General features: G+C 66.0%; 20 protein-coding genes. 11 read left to right on the forward strand and 9 right to left on the reverse strand.

What is annotated here, in order from left to right:
• The first annotated feature begins 105 nt into the window (after window positions 1-105).
• Entirely contained in the window at window positions 106-2568 is a 2463-nt protein-coding gene (locus QMX85_RS03350; RefSeq protein ID WP_282338788.1) for a TonB-dependent siderophore receptor, read from the forward strand.
• Between the two features lie 30 nt (window positions 2569-2598).
• On the opposite strand, the gene QMX85_RS03355 is transcribed toward QMX85_RS03350, so the two are convergent.
• On the reverse strand, window positions 2599-3531 hold the full coding sequence (locus QMX85_RS03355; RefSeq protein WP_282338790.1) for a LysR substrate-binding domain-containing protein: 933 nt from the start codon (window positions 3529-3531) through the stop codon (window positions 2599-2601).
• A gap of 159 nt (window positions 3532-3690) precedes the next feature.
• Here QMX85_RS03355 and QMX85_RS03360 point away from each other — a divergent pair, with 159 nt between their 5' ends.
• Complete coding sequence (locus tag QMX85_RS03360; RefSeq protein WP_282338792.1) at window positions 3691-5049, forward strand: cation:dicarboxylase symporter family transporter; 1359 nt, start codon at window positions 3691-3693, stop codon at window positions 5047-5049.
• 150 nt (window positions 5050-5199) lie between these two features.
• Here the strand turns inward: QMX85_RS03360 and QMX85_RS03365 are convergent, their stop codons facing one another.
• On the reverse strand, window positions 5200-6795 hold the full coding sequence (locus QMX85_RS03365) for an argininosuccinate lyase (RefSeq protein ID WP_282338793.1): 1596 nt from the start codon (window positions 6793-6795) through the stop codon (window positions 5200-5202).
• A 50-nt stretch (window positions 6796-6845) separates the two neighbouring features.
• Window positions 6846-8087, reverse strand: a complete 1242-nt coding sequence (locus QMX85_RS03370; protein WP_282338796.1) for an OprD family porin — start codon at window positions 8085-8087, stop codon at window positions 6846-6848.
• A 266-nt stretch (window positions 8088-8353) separates the two neighbouring features.
• Between QMX85_RS03370 and QMX85_RS03375 the strand changes: the two genes are divergently transcribed.
• From QMX85_RS03375 to chrA, 5 genes are all read left to right on the forward strand, one after another.
• Window positions 8354-8893, forward strand: coding sequence for a DUF3087 domain-containing protein (locus QMX85_RS03375; protein ID WP_282338797.1), 540 nt, complete (start codon window positions 8354-8356; stop codon window positions 8891-8893).
• Between the two features lie 74 nt (window positions 8894-8967).
• Window positions 8968-9183, forward strand: a complete 216-nt coding sequence (locus QMX85_RS03380) for a hypothetical protein (protein WP_282338798.1) — start codon at window positions 8968-8970, stop codon at window positions 9181-9183.
• Between the two features lie 275 nt (window positions 9184-9458).
• Complete coding sequence (locus tag QMX85_RS03385; protein WP_282338799.1) at window positions 9459-10556, forward strand: carboxynorspermidine decarboxylase; 1098 nt, start codon at window positions 9459-9461, stop codon at window positions 10554-10556.
• 128 nt (window positions 10557-10684) lie between these two features.
• The gene (locus QMX85_RS03390) at window positions 10685-11920 is read left to right on the forward strand and encodes a saccharopine dehydrogenase family protein (RefSeq protein WP_282338800.1); all 1236 of its coding nucleotides are present in this window, start codon (window positions 10685-10687) and stop codon (window positions 11918-11920) included.
• Between the two features lie 209 nt (window positions 11921-12129).
• Window positions 12130-13497 (forward strand): chromate efflux transporter, encoded by a 1368-nt coding sequence (gene chrA / locus QMX85_RS03395; RefSeq protein ID WP_282338801.1) that lies wholly within the window; start codon window positions 12130-12132, stop codon window positions 13495-13497.
• 84 nt (window positions 13498-13581) lie between these two features.
• On the opposite strand, the gene QMX85_RS03400 is transcribed toward chrA, so the two are convergent.
• Together QMX85_RS03400 and QMX85_RS03405 are read right to left on the reverse strand one after the other, a co-directional pair.
• Entirely contained in the window at window positions 13582-14340 is a 759-nt protein-coding gene (locus QMX85_RS03400) for an SDR family oxidoreductase (RefSeq protein WP_282338802.1), read from the reverse strand.
• Between the two features lie 25 nt (window positions 14341-14365).
• Window positions 14366-15814, reverse strand: a complete 1449-nt coding sequence (locus QMX85_RS03405; protein WP_282338803.1) for an MFS transporter — start codon at window positions 15812-15814, stop codon at window positions 14366-14368.
• A 208-nt stretch (window positions 15815-16022) separates the two neighbouring features.
• Here QMX85_RS03405 and QMX85_RS03410 point away from each other — a divergent pair, with 208 nt between their 5' ends.
• A complete protein-coding gene (locus QMX85_RS03410) occupies window positions 16023-16877 on the forward strand; it encodes a LysR family transcriptional regulator (RefSeq protein WP_282338804.1) in 855 nt (284 codons plus the stop codon).
• A 48-nt stretch (window positions 16878-16925) separates the two neighbouring features.
• Here QMX85_RS03410 and QMX85_RS03415 read toward each other — a convergent pair whose 3' ends face one another.
• The gene (locus QMX85_RS03415; protein ID WP_282338805.1) at window positions 16926-17543 is read right to left on the reverse strand and encodes a TetR/AcrR family transcriptional regulator; all 618 of its coding nucleotides are present in this window, start codon (window positions 17541-17543) and stop codon (window positions 16926-16928) included.
• A gap of 198 nt (window positions 17544-17741) precedes the next feature.
• Here QMX85_RS03415 and QMX85_RS03420 point away from each other — a divergent pair, with 198 nt between their 5' ends.
• Window positions 17742-18182, forward strand: a complete 441-nt coding sequence (locus QMX85_RS03420; protein WP_282338806.1) for a nuclear transport factor 2 family protein — start codon at window positions 17742-17744, stop codon at window positions 18180-18182.
• Between the two features lie 65 nt (window positions 18183-18247).
• On the opposite strand, the gene QMX85_RS03425 is transcribed toward QMX85_RS03420, so the two are convergent.
• Window positions 18248-19078, reverse strand: coding sequence for an AraC family transcriptional regulator (locus tag QMX85_RS03425; protein WP_282338807.1), 831 nt, complete (start codon window positions 19076-19078; stop codon window positions 18248-18250).
• A gap of 129 nt (window positions 19079-19207) precedes the next feature.
• On the opposite strand from QMX85_RS03425, the gene QMX85_RS03430 reads away from it, so the two are divergent.
• Window positions 19208-19726 carry a peroxidase-related enzyme gene (locus tag QMX85_RS03430; protein WP_282338808.1) on the forward strand — a complete coding sequence of 173 codons (519 nt, stop codon included), beginning with the start codon at window positions 19208-19210 and terminating at the stop codon, window positions 19724-19726.
• A gap of 26 nt (window positions 19727-19752) precedes the next feature.
• Complete coding sequence (gene grxC, locus QMX85_RS03435) at window positions 19753-20007, forward strand: glutaredoxin 3 (RefSeq protein ID WP_090231556.1); 255 nt, start codon at window positions 19753-19755, stop codon at window positions 20005-20007.
• Window positions 20008-20036: 29 nt separating this feature from the next.
• On the opposite strand, the gene QMX85_RS03440 is transcribed toward grxC, so the two are convergent.
• Both QMX85_RS03440 and betA read right to left on the reverse strand, forming a co-directional pair.
• Window positions 20037-20435 (reverse strand): hypothetical protein, encoded by a 399-nt coding sequence (locus tag QMX85_RS03440; RefSeq protein ID WP_282338809.1) that lies wholly within the window; start codon window positions 20433-20435, stop codon window positions 20037-20039.
• Between the two features lie 160 nt (window positions 20436-20595).
• Window positions 20596-22281: a choline dehydrogenase gene (gene betA, locus QMX85_RS03445; protein ID WP_282338810.1), complete on the reverse strand. Its 1686-nt coding sequence runs from the start codon at window positions 22279-22281 to the stop codon at window positions 20596-20598.
• Window positions 22282-22292 lie beyond the last annotated feature (11 nt).

The raw sequence follows: 22292 nt of genomic DNA on the forward strand, positions 1-22292 counted from the left end.
CAGGGCGCCGGCCCGCCGAAAATAAAACCGGCGCGTCGGTTCCCCTTTTCGAGGTTCGTTCGGTTTACAGGAAAACCTCGACAATCGAACGCTTCAGGGGACCCCATGCACTTGCCTGCTCATCTCGCCCGCCGCTTTGCCCTGCGGCCCATGGCGCTCGCCGTCGCGCTACCGGTTCTGGCCGGCGCACCGCTGCTTCTGGCCACCACCCAGGTTCACGCGCAAACCACCCAGGACGCCGCCGGCGAACGCCAGTACGCCATCGCCGCGGGTTCGCTGAGCGCCGCGCTCAACCAGTTCAGCAGTCAGGCCGGCATCTACCTGGTCGGGCACAACGACCTCACCGCCGGCAAGACCAGCCCCGGGCTGAATGGCCGCTACAGCGTGCCGGAGGCCCTGGCCCGTCTGCTGCAGAACAGTGGCCTCCAGGCGCTGCCGCAGGCCAGCGGCGGCTATGTGCTGCAGCCGATTGCGCCCAGCGGCGTGATTCAGCTGGCGCCGGCGACCGTGACCGGAGCCGGTATCGGTTCGGGTGACATGTCCGGGGACAGCGGCTACCGGGCGACCCTGAGCAACACCGGCAGCAAGACCGGCACGCCGCTGGCGGAAACCCCGCGCTCGATCTCGGTGGTCACCCGCCAGCGCATGGAGGACCAGAAATCCCAGACCCTGACCGAGGTGCTCGGCTACGTGCCGGGCATCTTCGCGCCGCCGTTCGCCGCCGGTGACGGACTCGCTGGCGACCTGTTCTACATCCGCGGCTTCCTCGCCACCGACTTCGGCTACGGCCTGCTGCGCGACGGCCTGCGCGTGCAGGGCAACCGCTACGACACCACCAGCGAGCCCTACGGCCTGGAGCGCACCGAGGTCTTCCGCGGCCCGACCTCCATCCTCTACGGCGAAAACACGCCGGGTGGCGTGGTCAACCTGGTCAGCAAGAAACCGACCGCAACCCCGCAGGGCGAGGTTCAGCTCAGCTACGGCAGCAACAACCGCCGGCAGCTCGGCGTGGATGTCTCCGGCCCGCTGACCGACGAGGGCAACATCCTCGGGCGCATCGTGATGCTCGGTCGCAACGCCGACACCCAGGTCGACCAGGTGCCGGACGATCGCCTCTACATCGCGCCCTCGCTGACCCTGAACTTCAGCGACAGCACCGCGCTGACCCTGCTGTCGAGCTACCAGCGCGACCGTACCAAGCTGGAGCTGGGCTATCCCGCCGCCGGCACGCTGCTGGACAACCCCAACGGCAAGATCGACAAGGACGCGTTCCTCGGCAACCCGAACTGGGACAATTTCGAGCGCGAGGCCTGGTCGCTGGGATACGAGTTCAGCCACCAGTTCAACGACACCTGGGCATTCCGGCAGAACTCGCGCTACATGCAGTCGCGCATCGATCGTCAGGAAACCTGGCCGGGCAACCTGAACAACGGCGGTTTCGGCACCACGCTCGTCAACACGGCCTACGACCGCTACAACAAGTCCATGGTCTACTCGCTGGACAACCAGTTCGAGGGGCATTTCAACGCCGGCGAGTTCGAGCACACCGTGCTGCTGGGCGCGAGCTTCGATCGTACTTCGTTCAACCAGAACTGGGAGGCGGGCGCGGGCGGCAGCATCGACATCTACAACCCGGTCTACAGCGGCAAGCCGGCGATGCAGGCGACGTTACAGGACGCATTGCTGGAACAGCAGATGTACGGCGTCTACGGCCAGCTGCAGAGCAAGTACGACAACTTGATATTCCTCCTCGGCGGCCGCCAGGACTACGTCAACAGCCAGTACCGCAACCGCCGGGGTCCCTTCAACGACCCGGCCGACTTCGACTACTGGGACCACGACTTCACCTGGCAGACCGGCCTGATGTACCAGTTCGACAATGGCCTCACGCCCTATGTCAGCTATTCGACGTCCTTCGTTCCCACCCAGCAGGTGTTCAGCAACGGTTCGCCACTGGAACCGACCACCAGCCGCCAGTACGAAGTGGGCGTGAAGTACGAGCCGAAGGGTTGGAACACCGCCTTCACTGCCTCCGTCTACGACCTGGTGAAAGAGGACGACGTGATCGCCGACGCCACCACCGGCGGCTACCGCCAGGTCGGCGAAAGCCGCTCCAAGGGCGTGGAGCTGGAGATGAACAGCGACCTCAACGAGAACCTCAACCTGGTGGCGTCCTACTCCTACACCGATGCGCGCATCACCAAGGACAGCCCCGGCTCGCTGCTGGAGGACCACCAGATGACCGGCGTGCCGCGCAACCAGGCGTCGGTCTGGGCCACCTACCGCTTCCTCGACGGCGCGCTCAAGGGCTTCCACATCGGCGGCGGCGTGCGCCATTTCGACAGCACCTTCGCCTACACCGCGGCGTCACTGTACGGCACGCTGGATACCGGCGACGTGACCCTGGTGGACGCGCTCGTGGGCTACCGCATCGACGAGCACTGGTCCGCCGAGGTCAACGCGAAGAACCTCTTCGACCAGGAATACGTGACCGGCTGCAACAACGCCGGGCGCTGCTACTGGGGCGAGGAGCGCACGCTGCTCGGCACGGTGTCGTTCAACTGGTGAGGGTGGCGTGGCTGGCGAACGGTGCGGGGCTTAGCGGGCGAGGTACAGCCTTCCGCTCAGGCGACGTGCCAGGGTTGTGAAGTTGATCACCGGCGGTGTCTGGTTCTGCGCATGGCAGAGCAGGGTGATAGGCGCTGCCAGGCGCGGCTTGGCGCCGACGATCCGGCAATAGACGACACTGGCGCGCTGCAGGTCCTTCATCGAGGCGGGCACCACCGATACGCCGGCGCCAGCCGCCACCAGGCTAACATTGGTCAGCATGCGTTCGACCTCGAAGGCCACCTCCGGCTCGAAGCCGGCATTGCGGCAGGCCTTCAACAGGTTCGCGTACATTCCCGGCGCGCCGGGCCGGCGCACCAGAATGAAGGGTTCGTCCCTGAGTTCGGCAAGGCGCAGTTCGGGCATTCCGTCGGGCGCCTCGCGTCCCGCCAGCAGCGGATGGTCCACCGGCAGCACCAGCAGCAGTTCCTCGTTGAGCAGGCGGTGGAACTGCACCTCGTCGGGGCGGGCGACCGGCGCACGAAGGATGCCGACATCCAGGCTGCGCGAGCCCACTTCATCGGTGAGGCCGCGTGCATTGCCCTCGTGCAACACGATGCTGACGCGTGGGAACGCCTGCCGGTAGGCACGGATGATCCGCGGGATCAGCGGGTGCGCGGCGGCGGAACTGGTGAAGCCGATCGACAGGACGCCCTCCACGCCTTCGGCAACGCGGGCGGCGCGGCGGCTGGCGTTGTCCACCTGAGCGAGGATCGCCCTGGCTTCCTCGAGGAATACCTGGCCGGCGGCGGTGAGGTCTACGCCCTTGGCGTGGCGCTTGAACAGATCGAAACCCAGTTCCAGTTCCAGCGCGCGTATTTGCTGGCTAAGCGGAGGCTGCTGCATGTGCAGGCGCGCCGCGGCGCGGGTGAAGTGGCGCTCTTCGGCGACCATCGTGAAGTAGCGCAAGTGCCGTAGTTCCATGCGGGGCTCGCCAATGAGGGGTGGTTTTCGGCCAGCGGACCGCGGCCTGGAAAAATGGCGCAGCGGGCGATGGTCGGCGGCGTAATTGGGTAGGATACGGCAGCCCGGGGCAAGTCTTCGGTCCGATAACAAGAACTCACGCTGCAGCGGACCCCACGCATGATCCTCAAGCTGGCACGCAATCCGACCCTGCAGATCGTCGTCGCGGTGAGCGCGGGTATTCTGCTGGGGCTCTGGCGCCCGGACCTGGCGATGGCCATGAAGCCGCTGGGCAGCGGCTTCCTCCAACTGGTGGGCTGGGTGATACCGCCGCTGATGTTCGTTCTGGTGACGTCCGGCGTGGCACGCCTGCGCTGTCGCCGACAGGCCCGGGGACTCGGCGCACGCACCCTGGTCTATTTCGAGGCACTCAAGGTGCTGGCATTGCTCTGCGGCCTGCTCGGGGCTCTGCTGCTGCGCCCCGGCGACGGTTTCTCCCCGCCCCCTGAATTTCCGGCGCACGCGTTGGCTGCCCAGGTTCACAGCGCGGTGCAGGGCACCGAACGCATGGTCGAGGCGGGAGCCGGCGTCTCGCCGTTGCACCTTTGGCAACTCCTCAGTCGCAGCCCGGTGTTGCAGGTGGCATTGCTGGCGTTGGTCTGCGGCTATCTGCTGAGCCGCCTGGGAGCCGTCGGTGAAGCTGTTCTCGCGGCCCTCGACCGGTTGCTGGCGCTGCTGTTCGCCTTGCTCAGGGTACTGCTGCGCTTCGCCCCATTGGCGGCCTTCAGCGCCATGGCCTTCACCATCGGCCGCTACGGGCCGGGCTCGACGGTTCACCTGCTGAAATTCATCGCGGTGATCTACCTCACCTGCCTGGCATTCGTTGGCATCGTGCTCGCCGCCGCCTCGCGGTTCGCAGGCGTCGGCCTGCTCCGGTTGATCGCGTACATCAAGGAAGAGCTGTTGCTGGTGGCGTCCACCGGGTCCTCGGTGATCGCTCTCCCGGGGCTGCTGCGCAAGCTGGAACGGCTGGGATGCGCACGGCAGTCGGCGCGGGTGGTGTTGACCACCGGCTACACCTTCAATCTGGCGGGGTCGAATATCTACCTGTCCTGTGCTGCGCTATTCCTTGCCCAGACCGGCAATGTCGAACTCGGTGGCCTGCAACTGCTTGGCCTTCTGCTGGTGTGTCTGTTCACCTCGATGGGTTCCACCAGCATCGCCGGTTCCTCGTTCCTGACCCTGGCCGCGACACTGAGCGTTCTGCCGATGATTCCTGTGGAAAGCGCCGGCCTGTTGCTGGGCGTCGAGCGGCTGATGAAATGCCGTTCGCTGACCAACGTGCTGGGCAACTGCGTAGGCTGCCTGGCGATCGCGCGCTGGCACGGCTCGTTGGACCAGACGATCTTGCAGCGGGCGTTGAATCCGGCTCGCGCGGTACCCGGCCGGGGGCCGCTGCGCAACACGTCGCGCGGCGCGGGCGGCGGGCATGCCGAAGAACCGTTGAGTGGCGGTGTGACGGGCGAAGACAGGCGCTGAAGGGCCGTGTCGGTACCAGATAGACGGCGCTGCGGCGTGAATGCCACCCGCTAGTTCGACAGGCGCGGCGGGCACCGCGCGTTTTCCGGGGCGGGGCAGGCCGGTCCGTCGCTGCGCCTGGGGCAGCGGCAGACCGGTCGCTGCCGGGCGTCAGTCGCCGGCCAGCTTGCTGAACGCCTCGTTCAGCGTCGTTTCGGCGTCGCTCAGGCGCTGGCGCCGCTCACGCATCCAGTCCTGATCCGTGCCCAGCGTCTTCTGCGCCTGCGCCAGCATGCGTTTGACTTCCGCCGGCTGCGGGCCGCCGATGCCCTGGCGGCTATCCACCATGGCACGCGGCGATAGCGTGGCGCGGAACGCGGCTTCGCTGAGGGGCAACTCGGTGGTCTTCCACTGGTATTTTTTCGCGGCCTGGGTGTAGAGCTTCTGCGCCTCTGCATAGGGGAAGGCTTTCGGCGTGATGCCATGGTCACGGGCATAGGTGACGATCAGCGAGGCGAAGCTGTGGCCGATGCGGAACGGCACGTCGTGCGTGCGCTCCAGGGTGTCGGCCAGCTCCATCGAGGTGGTCCATTCCGACTCGAGTTCTTCCAGGCTGCGCGCCGGGTCGATTTTCAGGGCATCGAGCACGGTGTTCATCCGGTCGATCATCTCGACGCTCTCGTCGAACAGGCCGGAGGAGTCATAGGCGAACTTGTAGTCGGTCATCCCGGTGGTGACGTTGTGCGCGCGCAGCGTCACCAGTTGCGACAGGCCGACCACGTCCGAGGCGGCCTCGCGGGTGCGCATCAGCAGCCCCGGGTTGCGCTTCTGTGGCATCGCGCTGCTGGTGTAGGTGGAAGCCTCGTCGAGCAGCAGCCAGGGGCGGATCTGGTGATACTGGGTGTGGATGTCGCCGATCATCGCGCCGATGCGAATCGCCGTGGAGGCGACGAGGGCGGACGCTTCGAGGGGAATGTCGTACGGGGAAACCTGGCTGGCATCCAGCGAGTTCTCGCGCACGCCATCGAAGCCTAGCAACGTGGCCAGGCGCGTGCGGTTGAGCGGATAGGCGGAGTTGGCGAGCACGGCGGTGCCCATCGGGCTGAGATTGAGCCGTGCGTAGAGTTCGTGGAGGCGCTGCGCGTCGCGCTCGAACGAAGCGTCGTAGGCGAGCAGATAGTGCGCGTAGCTGATCGGCATCGCCTGTACGCCGTTGGTGTAGGCCGGCACCAGCGTGTCGATGTTCTCGGCGGCCAGCTTGAGCAGGCGCTGGCGCAATGCATCGAGCGCATCGCCGTAATCGAGCACCTGACGCCGCAGGCTGGCCAGGCGATAGGTCGCGTACATGTCCTGGCGGCTGCGCCCGGAGTGGATCAGCGAGGCTTCCGGGCCGATCTTGTCGGTCATGATGCGCTCGATCTGCAATACGTCGGTGGGCCGCTTGCCGTCCGGCCGCCCACCCTGGTCGATGGTGTAGCGCACGCTGCCGGCGATCTTGCGGCCTTCGTCGGCCGAGACGATGCCTTCCTCGGTGAGCATGACGATGGAGGCTTTGTTGATCCGGTTGATCCAGTCGAACTGACCGTCTTCGCTTTTTTTCTTGCCCGCCGCGGGCTTCTCGACCGTGGCGCCGATCTTCTTCGCCTGCGCGGCGCACTCGGCGGTGGTCTTGCAGTTCATCTCGCCGGTGTTGGCGGCATAGGCACCCGGGCCACCGGCCAGGGCCAAGAGAATGGCGAGGTGCAGCAGGGATTTTCTGGTGTGCATCAGCGTTTCCTGGGCCGGTGCGGGCCGGCGGTTGTGGGCGGGGCGAGGTGTCAAAGCAGCGGAATCGTGTAGCTGACGATCAGGCGGTTCTGGTCGATGTCCTGATCGCCGCCGCTGCGATAGGTACCGTTGCGCCAACGCACGGCGAGGTTCTTCAGCGCGCCGCTCTGGAAGGTGTACTGGATGTCGGTATCACGCTCCCATTCACGGGTCGCACCGTTGGCCAACTCGAAGTTGTCACCGCGCAGATATCGGGTCATGAAGCTCAGGCCGGGAATACCGAGGCCGGCGAAGTCGTAGTCGTAGCGCACCTGCCAGGAGCGTTCGTCCGGGTTGGCGAAATCCGGCGAGAGCATCACGTAGTTGACCAAGAATGGGTCGGTACCCTGCAGGTAGGGGAAGCCGGTCCCGCCGGACATTTTCTGGTAGGCCGCGCCCAGGGCGTGGAAGCCGAAGCTGTAGGTGAACTTGGCGCCGAAGGCGTTGTTGTCGACATTGGTCGCGCCATCGTCGGTGGAGCGCGCGTAGCGGATATCGCTCTTCAGTGCCTGTTTTTTGCCGAAGGGCAGGTCGTGGCTGAGATTGAAGATGTGCTGTTTGTAGTTGGCATCCAGATGGGCATAGCTGTAGCCGGTGGTCAGCGCCTTGCTCCACTTGTAGCTGGCGCTGAAGAAATCGAACGTGTCGGTGTCCTGGCGACCGGTCAACCCTGAGCCCGAAGCGGCGAGCTTGTCGCCGCCGCTGCTGTTGCGCAGGTTGTTTTCCGTGAGGCGCCCGAGATTTAGGGTGAGGTCGTCGATGTCCTTCGAGGTCAGCTGGGTGCCCTGGAAGGTTTGCGGCAGCAGGCGCGAATTGTTCGGTTGCACCGTCGGCAGGCGCGGAATCAGCGTACCGAAGCGCAGCGTGCTGTTGGCGATTCGCGCCTTGGCGGTGGCGCCAACCCGGCTGTAGTCATCGGGTGCCCTGTCGTCGCCTACCGGCAACAACCCGGAGTTCTGCCGATCCTGCCCCGAGTCCAGCTTGACGCCGAGAAGACCGAGGGCATCGACGCCGAAGCCGACCGTGCCTTGGGTGAAGCCGGATTGGTAACGCAGCAGGAACCCTTGAGCCCACTCTTCACGTTTCGACTGGTTGGCATCTTCCTGGCGGTAATCACCGTTGAAGTAGAAGTTGCGCAGTTCCAGCTCGGCTTTGCTGTCTTCCAGAAATTCCGCGCTGGCGATGGAGGGGAGGGTGAATCCAATACCGAGACCGACCGAAGCCAGCCCCAGGTGCAGAGGTTTAATCGACATGTTCATGTCCTGTGCTTGTTGTTCTTGTTGTGGCGACGGCACCTGCGAAAAGCCGCCGGGTGACATCCAGGACGATGCTAGGACCTGTATTTGAATATTTAAAATATATATAAAGTCTGTATTCGATATGTTTTGAGTTTTTAAGGCTGCTGGTTGGTGGCCATCCGGGGTTGAGCGAAAGCGCGTTGGCTCGCCAGGAAGTCCACAGGGCCCGCCGGATGTGGTGATAATGCGGCGACTGTTATCCGCTCACCCAAGGAGCCCCGGTGGCCGCGCCGTTCGAAATCAAACCGCTCAACCCCGAAACCTATCGCCGGCAAACGCGCCGCGCGACGCTGATCATCGCCGTGCTCTTTCTCGCGCTGGCGATGCTGTTCTCGCAGATCCTGGTGCTGGCGTTCGGTGAAAGCGGCGGCGACAACTTCCGCTGGAACGTCGCCGGCGTGGTCATCGGGCTGGGCCTGAGCGTGGCGCTGGTGCGCCTGCGCTTCTGGTCGCAGGCCTGGCTGGCGCCGAGCCTCTACGGCTGGCAGCTCAAGCGCAGCCTGATGAGCATCACCAATCTCATGCACCGGCTCGAGGCGGGTGTGGCCGCCGGCGACCCCGTGGCGATGAAGCTGCTGCGCTTCTATCATCTGGGGCTGATGCAGATGCACGAACTGGACGGCAACAGCAGCGACCAGGGCCAGGCTCGGGCCGAGATCGAACGGCACCGGCAGCGCATGGAGGAGGCCGGCCTGGACACCGAACAGACGCGCCTCGACCCCGCCTGGCTTGAATCGGTGAAGCGGGGCTTTGCGGCCTGAGCGCCGCCCGGCTGAAATATCGCGGCAACAAAGCTGCTCTAGGGTATGGCCCCTGAACTTCCAGGTGCCCCTCCATGAACAGTGCTGCCCGCCGTACCCGCAAGACCCTCGACCTCGTCGCCTACCACAACGAGCGCGCCGCGCTGGCGGTGATGAGAATGGCCGAACGGATGGAATGCCAGGTCCTGCGCGGGGAGTTGCTCGAGGTCATCCACAGCCTGAACCAGGACGCCGCGGACCTGCGCCAGGTCCGCCAGGCCCTGGACGTGGACGAGCGCAGACGCGCCTGATTACCGCCCGTCGCCCGACACGGCCGCGCGCCGCAGCGAGGCCATCCGCGGAAAGATCGCGTTACACACGCCTCGTGGCCGCGCAGCGCCCCGTGGCACCGGCTGCGCCGGGGTCCGGGCGGGCGTGCAACGGCCGGCCTGCGGCGTTTTGTTTCATCCAGGCGGGAGCGGGCAGGGCGCCGACGCAGCGAAATACGCCTCCCGCCCTTCCGATATCGACTGGGGGCCGGCACAATTCGCGTCCTTTTTTTGGCTGGGCGCGCCGGAGCCTCGAAATGATCAAGACGCCGTACTACCTCATCGACAAGCAGAAGCTGCTGGTCAACATGCAGAAGATCGCCTACGTGCGCGAGCAGTCCGGCGCCAAGGCCCTGCTGGCGCTCAAGTGCTTCGCCACCTGGCCGGTGTTCGACCTGATGCAGCAGTACATGGACGGCACCACGTCGTCCTCGCTCTACGAACTCAAGCTCGGCCGACAGAAGTTCGCCGGCGAGACCCACGCCTACAGCGTCGCCTGGGCCGACGACGAGATCGGCGAGATGCTGGAGAACTGCGACAAGATCATCTTCAACTCCATCGGCCAGTTGCAGCGCTTCGCCGACGCCTCCGAAGGCAAGGTGCGCGGCCTGCGCGTCAACCCGCAGGTGAGCAGCTCGGACTACCTGCTGGCCGACCCGGCGCGTCCGTTCAGCCGTCTGGGCGAATGGGACCCGGCGAAGATCGAAGCGGTTATCTCGCGAATCTCCGGCTTCATGTTCCACAACAACTGCGAGAACGGCGACTTCGGCCTGTTCGACAAGATGCTCGGCCATATCGAAGAGCGCTTCGGTCACCTGCTGCACAAGGTCGAGTGGGTCAGCCTCGGCGGCGGCATCCATTTCACTGGCGAGGATTACGCGCTGGACGCCTTCTGCGCGCGCCTCAAGGCCTTCTCCGAGAACTACGGCGTGCAGGTCTACCTGGAGCCGGGCGAAGCCGCGATCACCCAGAGCGCCTCGCTTGAAGTGACCGTGCTCGACACCCTCTACAACGGCAAGAACCTGGCCGTGGTGGACAGCTCCATCGAGGCGCACATGCTCGACCTGCTGATCTACCGCCTCAACGCCAAGCTCGCGCCCAGCGCGGGCGAGCACAGCTGGATGGTGTGCGGCAAATCCTGCCTGGCCGGCGATATCTTCGGCGAGTACCTCTTCGAGAAGCCGCTGCAGATCGGTGATCGCCTGTCGTTCGTCGACGCGGCGGGTTACACCATGGTCAAGAAGAACTGGTTCAACGGCCTGAAGATGCCCGCCATCGCGGTCAGGCAGCTCGACGGCAGCGTCGAGGTGGTCCGCGAGTTCGGCTTCGACGACTACCTGTCCAGCCTCGGCTGACCGCGTCGGCAAACGGGCGTCGCCGACGTCCCGCGGCGCTCCGGTCGGATGAAAAAAGCCTGCCTCGCGAGACGACGAGCAGGCCTGCAATAACCGTCTCAAAACCGCAGTACCAGGAGGTGAAACAATTGAAGAAGAACGTTCTTATCATTGGCGCAGGAGGTGTCGCCAAGGTGGTGGCCCACAAGTGCGCGCAGCACAACGACGAACTCGGTCGTATTGCCATCGCGTCGCGGAACATCTCCAAATGCCAGGCCATCATCGACAGCGTCAAAGCCAAGGGCAGCCTCAAGCAGCCCGCCGATATCAAGGCTTTCGCGCTTGACGCACTGGATATCGAAGCGACCAAGGCGCTGATCCGCGAGACCGAATCGCAGATCGTGATCAACGTCGGTTCCGCCTTCCTCAACATGTCGGTGCTGCGTGCCTGCATCGATACCGGCGCCGCCTACCTGGACACCGCCATTCACGAGGAACCGGGCAAGGTCTGCGAAACGCCGCCCTGGTACGGCAACTACGAGTGGAAGCACCTCGAGGAATGCCAGCAGAAGAACGTCACCGCCATCCTCGGCGTGGGCTTCGATCCGGGTGTGGTGAATGCCTACGCGGCCCTGGCGCAACAGCGGTATTTCGATCGCATCGATTCGATCGACATCCTCGACGTCAACGCCGGCTCCCATGGCAAGTACTTCGCCACCAATTTCGACCCGGAAATCAATTTCCGCGAATTCACCGGACAGGTGTGGAGCTGGCAGAACGCCCAGTGGACCAGCAACACCATGTTCGAAGTCAAACGCACGGACGACCTGCCGGTCGTGGGTTCGCAGAACCTCTACCTGACCGGCCACGATGAAGTGCACTCGCTGTCGAAGAACCTCGACGTGCCCAACGTGCGTTTCTGGATGAGCTTCGGCGAGCACTACATCAATGTGTTCACCGTGCTGAACAGCCTCGGTCTGCTCTCCGAGCAACCGGTGCGGACCGCCGAAGGTCTGGAAGTCGTGCCGCTCAAGGTGGTCAAGGCCGTGCTGCCCGATCCCGCCTCGCTGGCGCCGGGCTATACCGGCAAGACCTGCATCGGCGACCTGGTCAAGGGCAGCAAGGACGGCCAGCCGCGCGAAGTCTTCATCTACAACGTGGCCGACCACGAGGAGGCCTTCGCCGAGACCGACAGCCAGGGCATTTCCTACACCGCCGGCGTGCCGCCGGTGGCGGCTGCCCTGCTGGTCGCCCGTGGCGAATGGGACGTGCAGCGCATGGTCAACGTCGAGGAACTGCCGGCCGAGCCATTCCTCCGCGCGCTGGACGTGATGGGTCTGCCCACCCGCGTGCGCGACGAGGCCGGCGACCGCCCCTGGGCCTGACTCGTCAGCCACGAAAAACGCCCGCAAGGGCGTTTTTTTGGTCCGCTTTCAGCGGGCCTTGCCGGATGAGCGGCCGGTAAACCTATCATGGGGCGGAGCGGCCGGGCGTTGGCGGATTCCGCCCCTGCACAGCGCCCGAAAACGGCGGTGTGCTGGCCGGATCTGGCTGGGCTCAAGCAGCAGGCGGCTTTCGAGAGAAGAGACAGGCGATGAGTGAAGTCACCCCCAGCACGAGGCAGGCGCCAGAGCGCGTCGAGCCGGTCAGCCTGCTTCAGGCTGTGCTGTTCTGGCTCAGGATCGGGTTCATCAGCTTCGGCGGGCCCGCCGGGCAGATTTCCATCCTGCACCAGGAGCTGGTCGAGCGGCGACGCTGGATATCCGAGCGCCGTTTCCTCCACGCCCTGAACTACTGCATGCTCCTCCCAGGTCCGGAGGCGCAGCAGTTGGCGACGTACATCGGCTGGTTGCTCCACCGGACGTGGGGCGGCGTGATCGCCGGGGTGCTGTTCGTGCTGCCCTCGCTGTTCATCCTGATTGCCCTGTCGTGGGTGTACATCGCACTAGGCGACGTCCCGCTGGTGGCGGGAATCTTCTACGGCATCAAGCCGGCGGTGACGGCCATCGTCGTACAGGCAGCCCATCGCATCGGTTCCAGGGCGCTGCAGAACAACGCGTTGTGGGCGATCGCCGCGGCTTCCTTCGTCGCCCTCTTCGCGCTCAACCTGCCATTCCCGTTGATCGTGCTGGGCGCGGCAGTGCTCGGCTTCATAGGCGGCAAAATGGCCCCCGACACGTTCCAGGTTGGCGGCGGACATGCCGGAGCCAGGAAGATCTTCGGCCCGGCATTGATCGACGATGACACCCCCATCCCTGAGCACGCGCGTTTCAGGTGGTCGCACCTGGCGATGTTGTTGGTGACGGGGGCGGCGCTCTGGGTACTGCCGATGGGATTACTGGTCCTCGCCTTCGGCTGGGACGGCACGCTGACCCAAATGGGCTGGTTCTTCACCAAGGCCGCGCTGCTCACCTTCGGCGGCGCCTACGCCGTACTGCCCTACGTGTACCAGGGCGCAATCGGCCACTACGGCTGGCTGACGCCCACGCAGATGATCGATGGCCTGGCCCTCGGCGAAAGCACGCCTGGCCCCCTGATCATGGTGGTGGCGTTCGTCGCTTTCGTGGGGGCCTACGTGCAGCAGGTCTTCGGCCCGGATCAGGCCTTTCTCGCCGGTGCCCTGGCCGCGACCCTGGTCACCTGGTTCACCTTCCTGCCGTCGTTCCTGTTCATCCTTGTGGGCGGGCCTCTCGTTGAGTCGACCCACAACGAGCTGAAGTTCACCGCACCCCTGACCGCCATCACCGCCGCCGTCGTGGGCGTGATCCTCAACCTTGCCTTGTTCTTCGGCTACCACGTCCTCTGGCCCCGAGGTTTCGGCGGCGAATTCGACTGGCCGTCGGCATTGATCGCGCTGGGCGCCGCGGTTGCCCTGTTCCGCTACAAGCGCAGCGTCATTCAGGTCTTGATCGGATGTGCCCTGGCCGGACTGGCGGTGTGGCTCTCCGTTCCGAGCCATTGAGCCTGGTTGTACGAGAAGGATTCGCCTCGCGGCGGGCAGGTTGAGCGCATTCGCGAGGGCGGCCCGCGCCCGGCCCTGCGCGTATCAGATCTGCGAGAGACCGCCGTCGACCATCAACTCGACGCCGTTGACGTAGCGGGCATCGTTCGAGGCCAGGAACAAGGCCGAGGTGGCGATCTCGTCGGGGCTGGCCATGTAGCCCAGGGGCACGATGGCGGAGACATGTTCGGTGAGCGCCTGGATCTGCGCTTCGTCCATCTTCAGGCCGTTGTCCATCAGCGGGGTGCGGGTGAAGCCGGGGCTCAGCACGTTGCTGCGGATTTTGCGGCCCTTGAGTTCGTTGGCCCAGGTTCTGGCAAAGGAACGCACGGCCGCCTTGGAGGCGTTGTACAGGCTCAGGCCTTCCATGCCGTTGCTGGAGCAGATGGACGCCGTCAGCACGATGGCCGCGCCGTCCTTGAGCAGCGGCAGCAGGGTCTGCACGGTGAAGAACACGCCTTTCACGTTGATATCGAACATCGTGTAGTAACTGGCTTCGCTGGTCTCGCCGACGGGGTTCTTTTCGCAGATTCCGGCATTGGCGAACACCATATCGAGCTGCCCATCGCGCTGCTGCACCAGAGCCTTGAGGCCATCGAGGTCGGCTTGCCGGCTGACGTCGGACACCACCGCGACCGCCCGTTCGCCCAGCGTGGCCACGGCATTGTCGAGCGAGGCGGCCGAGCGCCCGGTGAGGTAAACGCGTTTGGCGCCTTCGGCGAGCAGCGCCTGGGCGATGGCAAAACCGATGCCGGTCGAGCCGCCGGTGACCACAGCGACCTGGTTGAAGAATCTGCCAGACATGGGTGAGCTCCTTACAGGGGGTTAATTACAAGGACTTGGCGCTGCCCGAACGGGGCGCTGAGGCGTAGAGCGCGAGCAGTGCGGACAGGCTTAGGCACAGGGCGATGCCCAGCAGTGCGGCGATGAAACCGTGGGCCAGCGTGGCCGGGCTGTGGGCCGGTGCGGCGACGGCGTAGAACAGCCCGCCGAGTACCGCCACACCGAGTGCCGCGCTGATTTGCAACGCCGAGTTGACCAGCCCGGAAACCATTCCCGAGCCGCCGGCCGGGGCGCGGTCGATCACGCTGCGGATCAGCGTCGGCAAGGCCCAGCCCTGGCCGAAACCCAGCAGCCCGACGCCCAGGATCAGCGGCACCAGGGTCGGTCGTTCACCGGCCGCGGCGGAATCCACCGCCAGGCTCAGCACCAGGCAGCCCAACGCCTCCAGCAGCATGCCCAGGGCCGGCACCCAGCGACCGAACCAGCGGATGGCGGCGGGTGTGGTCAGCGGGCCGACCAGAAAACCCACGCCAAAGGGCACGAACATCAGGCCGGTGACCACCGGTGAAGCGCCTAGGGCGTCCTGTAGATACACCGAAAAGGTCAGGAAGAACGCGGAGACCACATAGAAGAACAGCGCGCCGACCAGCCCCGCCAGCAAGCGCGGCGACCGCGCCAGCTGGGGACTGAGCAGCGGTGTACCGCCGCGCCGCTGAAGTGCCACTTCATGGCGCCAGAAGCCAACGGCTACCAGCGGCGCGCCGAGCAGCATCAGGCACAGCCACCACGGCCAGCCCAGCTCGCGGCCCTGCACCAGCGGCACCACCAGCAGCCCCAGCGTCAGCGCGCAGAGCAGCACGCCGAGGCGATCCAGCGACGCCGGCGTGGGGCTGCGGGTGTCGGGCAGAAAGGGGATGCCGGCCAGGAAAACCAGGGCCACGATGGGCAGGTTGATCAGGAAGATCACCCGCCACTGCAGCCCGAATACATTGGCCGCGATCAGCACGCCGCCGAGGACCTGGGCGAGCACGGCGGCAAAGCCCAGCGCCGCGCCATAGACCGCCAGCGCCCGCGAGCGCTCGTGCTCGGGAAACAGCGCATGGATGGACGCCAGCCCCTGCGGCGCCATGGCCGCGGCGCTCAGCCCTTGTAGCACACGGCCCGCGATCAGCACCGCCGGCGAGGTCGCCAGCCCACAGATCAGCGAAGCGATCCCGAAGCCGGCCATGCCCGCCAGAAACACCCGACGCCGCCCGAACAGATCGCCCAGGCGTCCTCCGGTGATCAGGAACACCGCGTAGGTGGCCGCGTAGGCCGAGATCACCCACTCGATCTGCGCCGGGGTCGCTCCCAGGTCCTGGCGAATGGAGGGCAGGGCGACGTTGACAATGAAGAAATCCAGCGGCGGCAGGAATGCACCGGCCAGCAGCACGGCGAAGGCCAGCCAGCGGCGAGATGCAACGGCAGCGGCTGGAGCTGAGGTAGAAAGCGTCATGGCAAGGTCTCCAGAAAACGGCACTTGCCCGGCGGGTTCGAAGAGGTCCCTGGCCTGGCCAGCGCGCCGCTACGTACACTGTCGAGCGGCGTGAGAGTGGCCTGGCGACGCGGCCAGGCCGAACGTGGCCGAAGTTTGAAAGCCGGGAGGCGCTGGCGGGACTGCCATCGCTGCACATTGCACGTTCATTTTTGTAAGGGGTGGCGGGGTGGATTGGGACGATTTGCGGTTTTTCCTGGCGATAGCCCGCGCCGGCTCCCTGGGCGCTGCGGCCAGGCAACTGGGCGTCAGCCACCCCACCGTGGGCAGGCGTTTGCAGGCACTGGAGCAGGCCAGCGGCCAGGCCTTCTTCCGGCGCACCGGCGAAGGCCTCGTCCCGACGGCGATCGGCGAGGGCATCCTGAGCCTTGCGGAGGAAATGGAGAGCAGCGCCCTGGCCATCGCCCGGCGCATCGATGGCAGCGATGAGCAGCCCGAAGGCATCCTGCGCATTTCTTCCGCCGACTGGTTCGCCGGCTACGTGCTCGCACCGGTGCTGGGCGAACTGGTGCGCCGCTATCCCGCGGTAGTGCCCGAGGTGATCGCCGGAATGCGGCTATCGGACCTCACCCGTCGCGAAGCGGACATCGCCTTTCGCATCGTGCCGTTCGACCAGCCGGACATCGTGCAGCGCCGGCTGATGAGCATGCCCTACGGTCTGTATACCAGCGCCGCCTTACCCTTCGAGCCCGGCCCGGATGGCTCGGGCTGCACGCTGATCCTGATGAACACCGCGCAGGCGTACTACCCCGATGTGCTGTGGGTCCAGCGCATGCTGCCCGCCGCGCGCACGGTGTTCACCAGCAGCAGCCGTACCGTGCAGGCGCGGATGTGCGCGCAGGGGCTGGGAATCGCGGTGCTGCCGCGCCTGCTGGGCGACCAGCTGCCGGGCCTGACGCGCATCGACCTCGGCGAAGCACCGCCACCGCGGGATATCTGGATGGGCTACCACCAGGACATGCGGCGCCTGGACCGTCTGCGCGCGCTCGTGGAACTGGCCAACGACATGCTCGGCAGCCACTGAGCAGCCGCCCGCCAGGGCGCGCAGGTGCATCGCCTGCGCCGCCTAGGCTCAGGTTCCCCGGAATACCCGCTGCAGTCCCCCCAGCGTCAACTCCACCAGGCGCTCGTCGCCGACCGCATCCGGCACCTGGATCACGCCGTGGATCATCAGCGAGGCCAAGCCGTGGATGTAGGACCAGCTGGCCAGCGCGGCGGCGCGCACTTCCGAGGCGTCCCGAGGCAAAGCGAGTTCGTCGGCGATGATCCGTTCCAGTCGGCCGAAGGCTTCGTCCCGTGCTTCGGCGAGTGCGGGCAGGGTCTCGCCGCTGACGAATTCCGCGCCGAACATCAACTGGTAGATCGCCGGGTTACCGCGGGCGAAGCGGAAATAGGCCAGGCACACCTGCAGCAGTTGCCCGCCGCCGATCCTGTCGTCCGAGAGCACCTGGCTGAGTTCGCGAAAGCCCTGGGCGGCGAGGTGGGCGAGCAGTTCACCGCGGCTGGCGAAGTGGTGATAGGCGGCGGTGGGGCTCACGCCGACGCGTTCGGACACGGCGCGCAGCGACAGTTTTCCCGGGCCTTCTTCATCCAGCAGCCGGCGGGCCGCATCGAGCAGTTGCGGGGCTAGGTTGCCGACGTGGTAGGTATCGCGCTTGCGCGGCGAGGCTTTCTTCGGGGCGGTCGGCATGGGCGGTCGGTGAGTACGGGAGGAGGCGGAATCCTAACACGCGGAAGAATCTTGACAGTGATAAGTTGCGCTCCGTAATCTCGTGCCATCCGGAGCTTGCAGCGTTATCCGGGATAGCGCTGCAGCGAACCCGTAGTGCGCCAACAGCGCAATCCGCCGCCGCGCTGGCGGCTCCGACAACAAGAAGAAGGTACAGACATGAGCGAACTGCAACTCCAGCCGCCCGCGGCAACCTCCCTGCAACGCTGGCACGCGATGGTGGCCGACGCCGACCTGAGCGCGCTGCCGGAACTGCTGGCAGCGAACGTGGTGTTCCGCTCGCCGATGGCGCACAGCGCCTATCCGGGTGCGCCGGTCGTGGCGACGATTCTCAACACGGTGATCCAGGTCTTCGAGAACTTCACCTATCACCGCCAGCTGGCGAGCGCCGACGGGCTGAACGTGGTACTGGAGTTCAGCGCCCAGGTGGGTGGCAAGGAGCTCAAGGGCATCGACATGATCCGCTTCGACGAAAGCGGCAAGATCGTCGATTTCGAGGTAATGGTCCGGCCAATGAGCGCGTTGCAGGCGCTGGGCGCGGAGATGGGCGCGCGGCTCGCGCCCTACCTGGCGGCGCACAAGGCGAAGAGCGCCGGCTGATCAGGTGCGGTGGAGCGCCGCCCTCGACCTGGGGGGGGCGGTGGTCCGGGCGGCGCTTCGGGTTTCTAGCCGGCGGCGCCGATCCGCTGCGTCCATTCGCTCGGGCTTGCCCCGACCTTGCGACGGAACGCCCGGGCCAGCGCGGACGGGCTTTCGTAACCCACTTCGTCGGCGATCAGGGCGATCGGGCGTCCTTCGCGCAGACGTTTCTGCGCCAGACTGACGCGCCAACCGGCGAGGTAGTTCGCCGGCGTGCTGCCCACCACCTTGTGGAAACGGGCCGCGAAGCTGGCGCGCGACATGCTCGCGGCACTGGCCAGCTCGGCGACCGACCAGGGCCGGGCAGGCTGGTCGTGCATCAGCGTCATCGCCCGCGCCAGGCGCAGGTCGGCGAGCCCGGCCATCATCCCCGTGGAGATCGCGCCCTCGTTCATCAGTTGCCGGAACAGCTGGATCAGCATCAGCTCGATCAGCCGGTTGAGGATCGCGTCGCGCCCGCAATCCTCGCCGAACGCCTCTCGGAACAGCCAGTCCAGGCTGGCGCTCAGCGTCGGCAGCTCGTCCAGCGGCAGCACGATGTGGCTGGGCAGCGCCTGTGACAGCGGGTTGTCGACGCCACCGTCGAAATTCAGCGTCGCGCAGACCAGCTCCGCGTGATCGGCTTCGCCCGCCACCAGCTGGTGCGCCTGCGGCCGCGCCAGCAACACCAGGCTGGGCCTGTCGATGACGGTGGGCGGGCCGTTGCCCTCGCGAAAGCTGATTCTCCCCGAACGCAGCAGGTGGACGTAGCCGCGTTGCTCCTTGCCGGTGAAACCGCTGATACCGCAGAAGCCACCCAGGTGGAACGCCGAGGCGTGCAGGCTGAAGTGCTCCATGAGGGCGGAGAGTCGATCCATGTCTGGTTTTCTCGTTTAGACGATCAGTCGCATAACTTCGACGATTTGAATCCAAAAGGAAAGGCCGGCTGCCTACCATCGGTTCCAAGGGTTGTCGATCGGCGACCCGCCACCGACTGGAGAATCATCATGACCCGCATCGCCGCACTGCCCCTCGAACAAGCTCCCGCCGCTTCCCGCGCACAACTGGAAGCCCTGCAGAAGAGCCTCGGTTTCCTCCCCAACGCGTTCAAGACCCTGGCCCATTCGCCTGCGGCCCTGGGCGGTTACCTGGCATTGGCCGGGGCCATGGCGAAGAGTTCGCTCAGCGCCGCGGAGCGCGAGACGGTCGCCCTCGCCACATCGCAGGTCAACGGCTGCGAATACTGCCTGGCCGCGCATACGCTGTTCGCCGGCAAGGCCGGGCTCGATGCCGAGGCCATCGGCGAAGCGCGGCAGGGCCGCCTGAGCGCGCTGGCGCTGTTCGCCCGGCAGGTGACCGAGAGCCGCGGCCAGGTCAGCGATGCACAACTCGCCGCGGCACGCGCCGGCGGTTTGAGCGATGCGAAGATCGTCGAGCTGATCGCCCAGGTCACCTTGCTCACGCTGACCAACTACCTCAACAACGTCGCTTCCACCGACGTCGACTTTCCGCCCGTGACCCTGTGAGCACGGCAGACAGAGGAGCAAGCGCAATGAAACCGGTAACCCTCTACACCACGAGTCACTGCCCTTACTGCGTCAACGCCAAGTCGTTGCTGGCACGCAAGGGCATCACCCCGAACGAGATCGACGTGGCGTCCTCGCCGCAGGCCCTGGCGCAGATGATGGAGCGCACCCGGCGCCGGACGGTGCCGCAGATCTACATAGGCGAGCTGCACGTCGGCGGCTTCGACGACCTGGCCGCCCTGGAGCGTCGCGGCGAGCTGGATGGGCTGTTGCAGGGCTAGTGCTAATGTCCGGCACGGTGCCGGGCGCCTCAGGTGTCGCGCAGCAGGTCGTTGGCGTCGAGCAGGCGATAGGCGATCTCGGGGCGTTTTTCCAGCGCCCGGCGGATCGCCGAAGGGATCGACTGGCGGGTCTTGCGGCAGAGGCCGGGCAGGGGATCGATCTGGATCTGCAGGCCGCGCATGCTGCGCACTTCGTTGAAGCCGGGGGCGATCTCCAGGCGGATGCCGAGTTGCTCGTACATGCGCCGCTGCATGTGTTCGAGGTCGGGGAGGTCGGTGAGGTTCTCAAGGCGTTCGAGCAGGCGCTTTTCCTCGCTGCGGGTGAGACCGAGGATGCGCAGGTCGGCGCCCGGGGTTTCGTGCAGCCGCTCGCGCTCGCAGTTGCAGGCGCCGGGAGGGCAGGGTTGGCGGGTCGGCGGAGGCGTCATGGGTCCGATCATAGCCATCCGCAGTGGCGCTTGCCCACTACTGAGCGACGGGTGCGCGGGGCCGAACGGTGGCGATTCGTTCGCACAGCGGCGTCAGCGGCACTTACGAAAAAGGCGATCCGTCTGGATCGCCTTTTTCGTTGCCTCTTCGGCGTTTCGATCAGCCCAGCGCGCGGCGCGGGGGCTGGCGCAGCGGCGCGCCATCGGCCTTGTAGTAGCGCGTTTCGCTGCGCGGCAGGGGCGTGACGCCGCGAATCCGATCGGCGATCTTCTCGGCGATCATGATGGTGGTGGCGTTGAGGTTGCCGGTGATGATCTGCGGCATGATCGAGGCGTCCACCACGCGCAGGCCCTGCACCCCGTGCACCCGGCCCTGGCCGTCCACCACCGCCATCGCGTCGCTGCCCATCTTGCAGGTGCAGGAGGGGTGGTAGGCGGTTTCCGCGTGTTCACGGACGAAGGCGTCCAGCTGTTCGTCGCTCTGCACCTCGACGCCGGGGCTGATCTCGCGGCCGCGGTACGGGTCGAGCGCCGGCTGCGCCATGATCTCGCGGGTGATGCGGATGGCGTCGCGGAACTCCTGCCAGTCCTGCTCGCTGGACATGTAGTTGAAGAGGATGCTCGGGTGCTCGTGCGGGTCCTTGGACTTCACTTGCACGCGGCCGCGGCTGGGCGAGCGCATCGAGCCGACGTGGGCCTGGAAGCCGTGCTCTTCCACCGCGTTGCTGCCGTTGTAATTGATCGCCACCGGCAGGAAGTGGTACTGGATGTTCGGCCACTCGAACTCCTCGCGGCTGCGGATGAAGCCGCCGGCCTCGAACTGATTGCTGGCGCCGATGCCGCTGCCGGCGAACAGCCACTGCGCGCCGATCGCCGGCTGGTTGTACCACTTGAGGGCCGGATACAGCGAAACCGGCAGGGTGCAGCTGTATTGCAGGTACATCTCCAGATGGTCCTGGAGGTTCTCGCCGACGCCCGGCAATTCGTGCACCAGTTCGATGCCAAGGCGTTGCAGCAGGTCGGCCGGGCCGACGCCGGAGCGCTGGAGAATCTGCGGCGAGGCGATGGCGCCGCCGCACAGCAGCACTTCGCGATTCGCCCGCACGCTGACCGTTTCCTTCAGGTGGCCCCTCTGGTAGCTGACGCCCACTGCGCGCGTGCCCTCGAAGAGGATGCGGTCGGTCATCGCGTGGGTGACGATGGTCAGGTTGGGGCGCGATTTGGCCTGGTCGAGGTAGCCGCGTGCGGTGCTGGCGCGGCGGCCGTTCGGCGTGACGGTGCGGTCCATCGGGCCGAAGCCTTCCTGCTGGTAGCCGTTGAGGTCGTCGGTGCGCGGGTAACCGGCCTCGACGCCGGCCTGGATCATCGCCTCGAACAGCGGGTTGTTGCCCGCTTTCGGCGTGGTCACGCTGACCGGGCCGTCGCCGCCGTGGAAGTCGTTGGCGCCGGTGTCGCGGCTCTCCGCCTTGCGGAAATACGGCAGGCAGTCCTGGTAGGTCCAGTCCTCCAGGCCCGGTTCCTTCGCCCAGTTGTCGAAGTCCATCGCGTTGCCGCGGATGTAGCACATGCCGTTGATCAGCGACGACCCGCCCAGCCCTTTGCCACGGCCGCACTCCATGCGGCGGTTGTTCATGTGCGGCTCGGGATCGGTCAGGTAGGCCCAGTTGTAGCGGCGGCCCTGCAAGGGGAAGGCGAGGGCGGCGGGCATCTGCGTGCGGAAGTCCATCCGGTAGTCGGGACCGCCGGCTTCCAGCAGCAGCACGCTGACGTCGCGGTCTTCGCTCAGGCGCGCGGCGAGGACGTTACCGGCCGAGCCGGCGCCGATGATGATGTAGTCGTACTGCATGAAACCTCCTT

Source organism: Pseudomonas sp. PS02288, from assembly GCF_029959715.1.
GTDB lineage: Bacteria > Pseudomonadota > Gammaproteobacteria > Pseudomonadales > Pseudomonadaceae > Pseudomonas_O > Pseudomonas_O kuykendallii.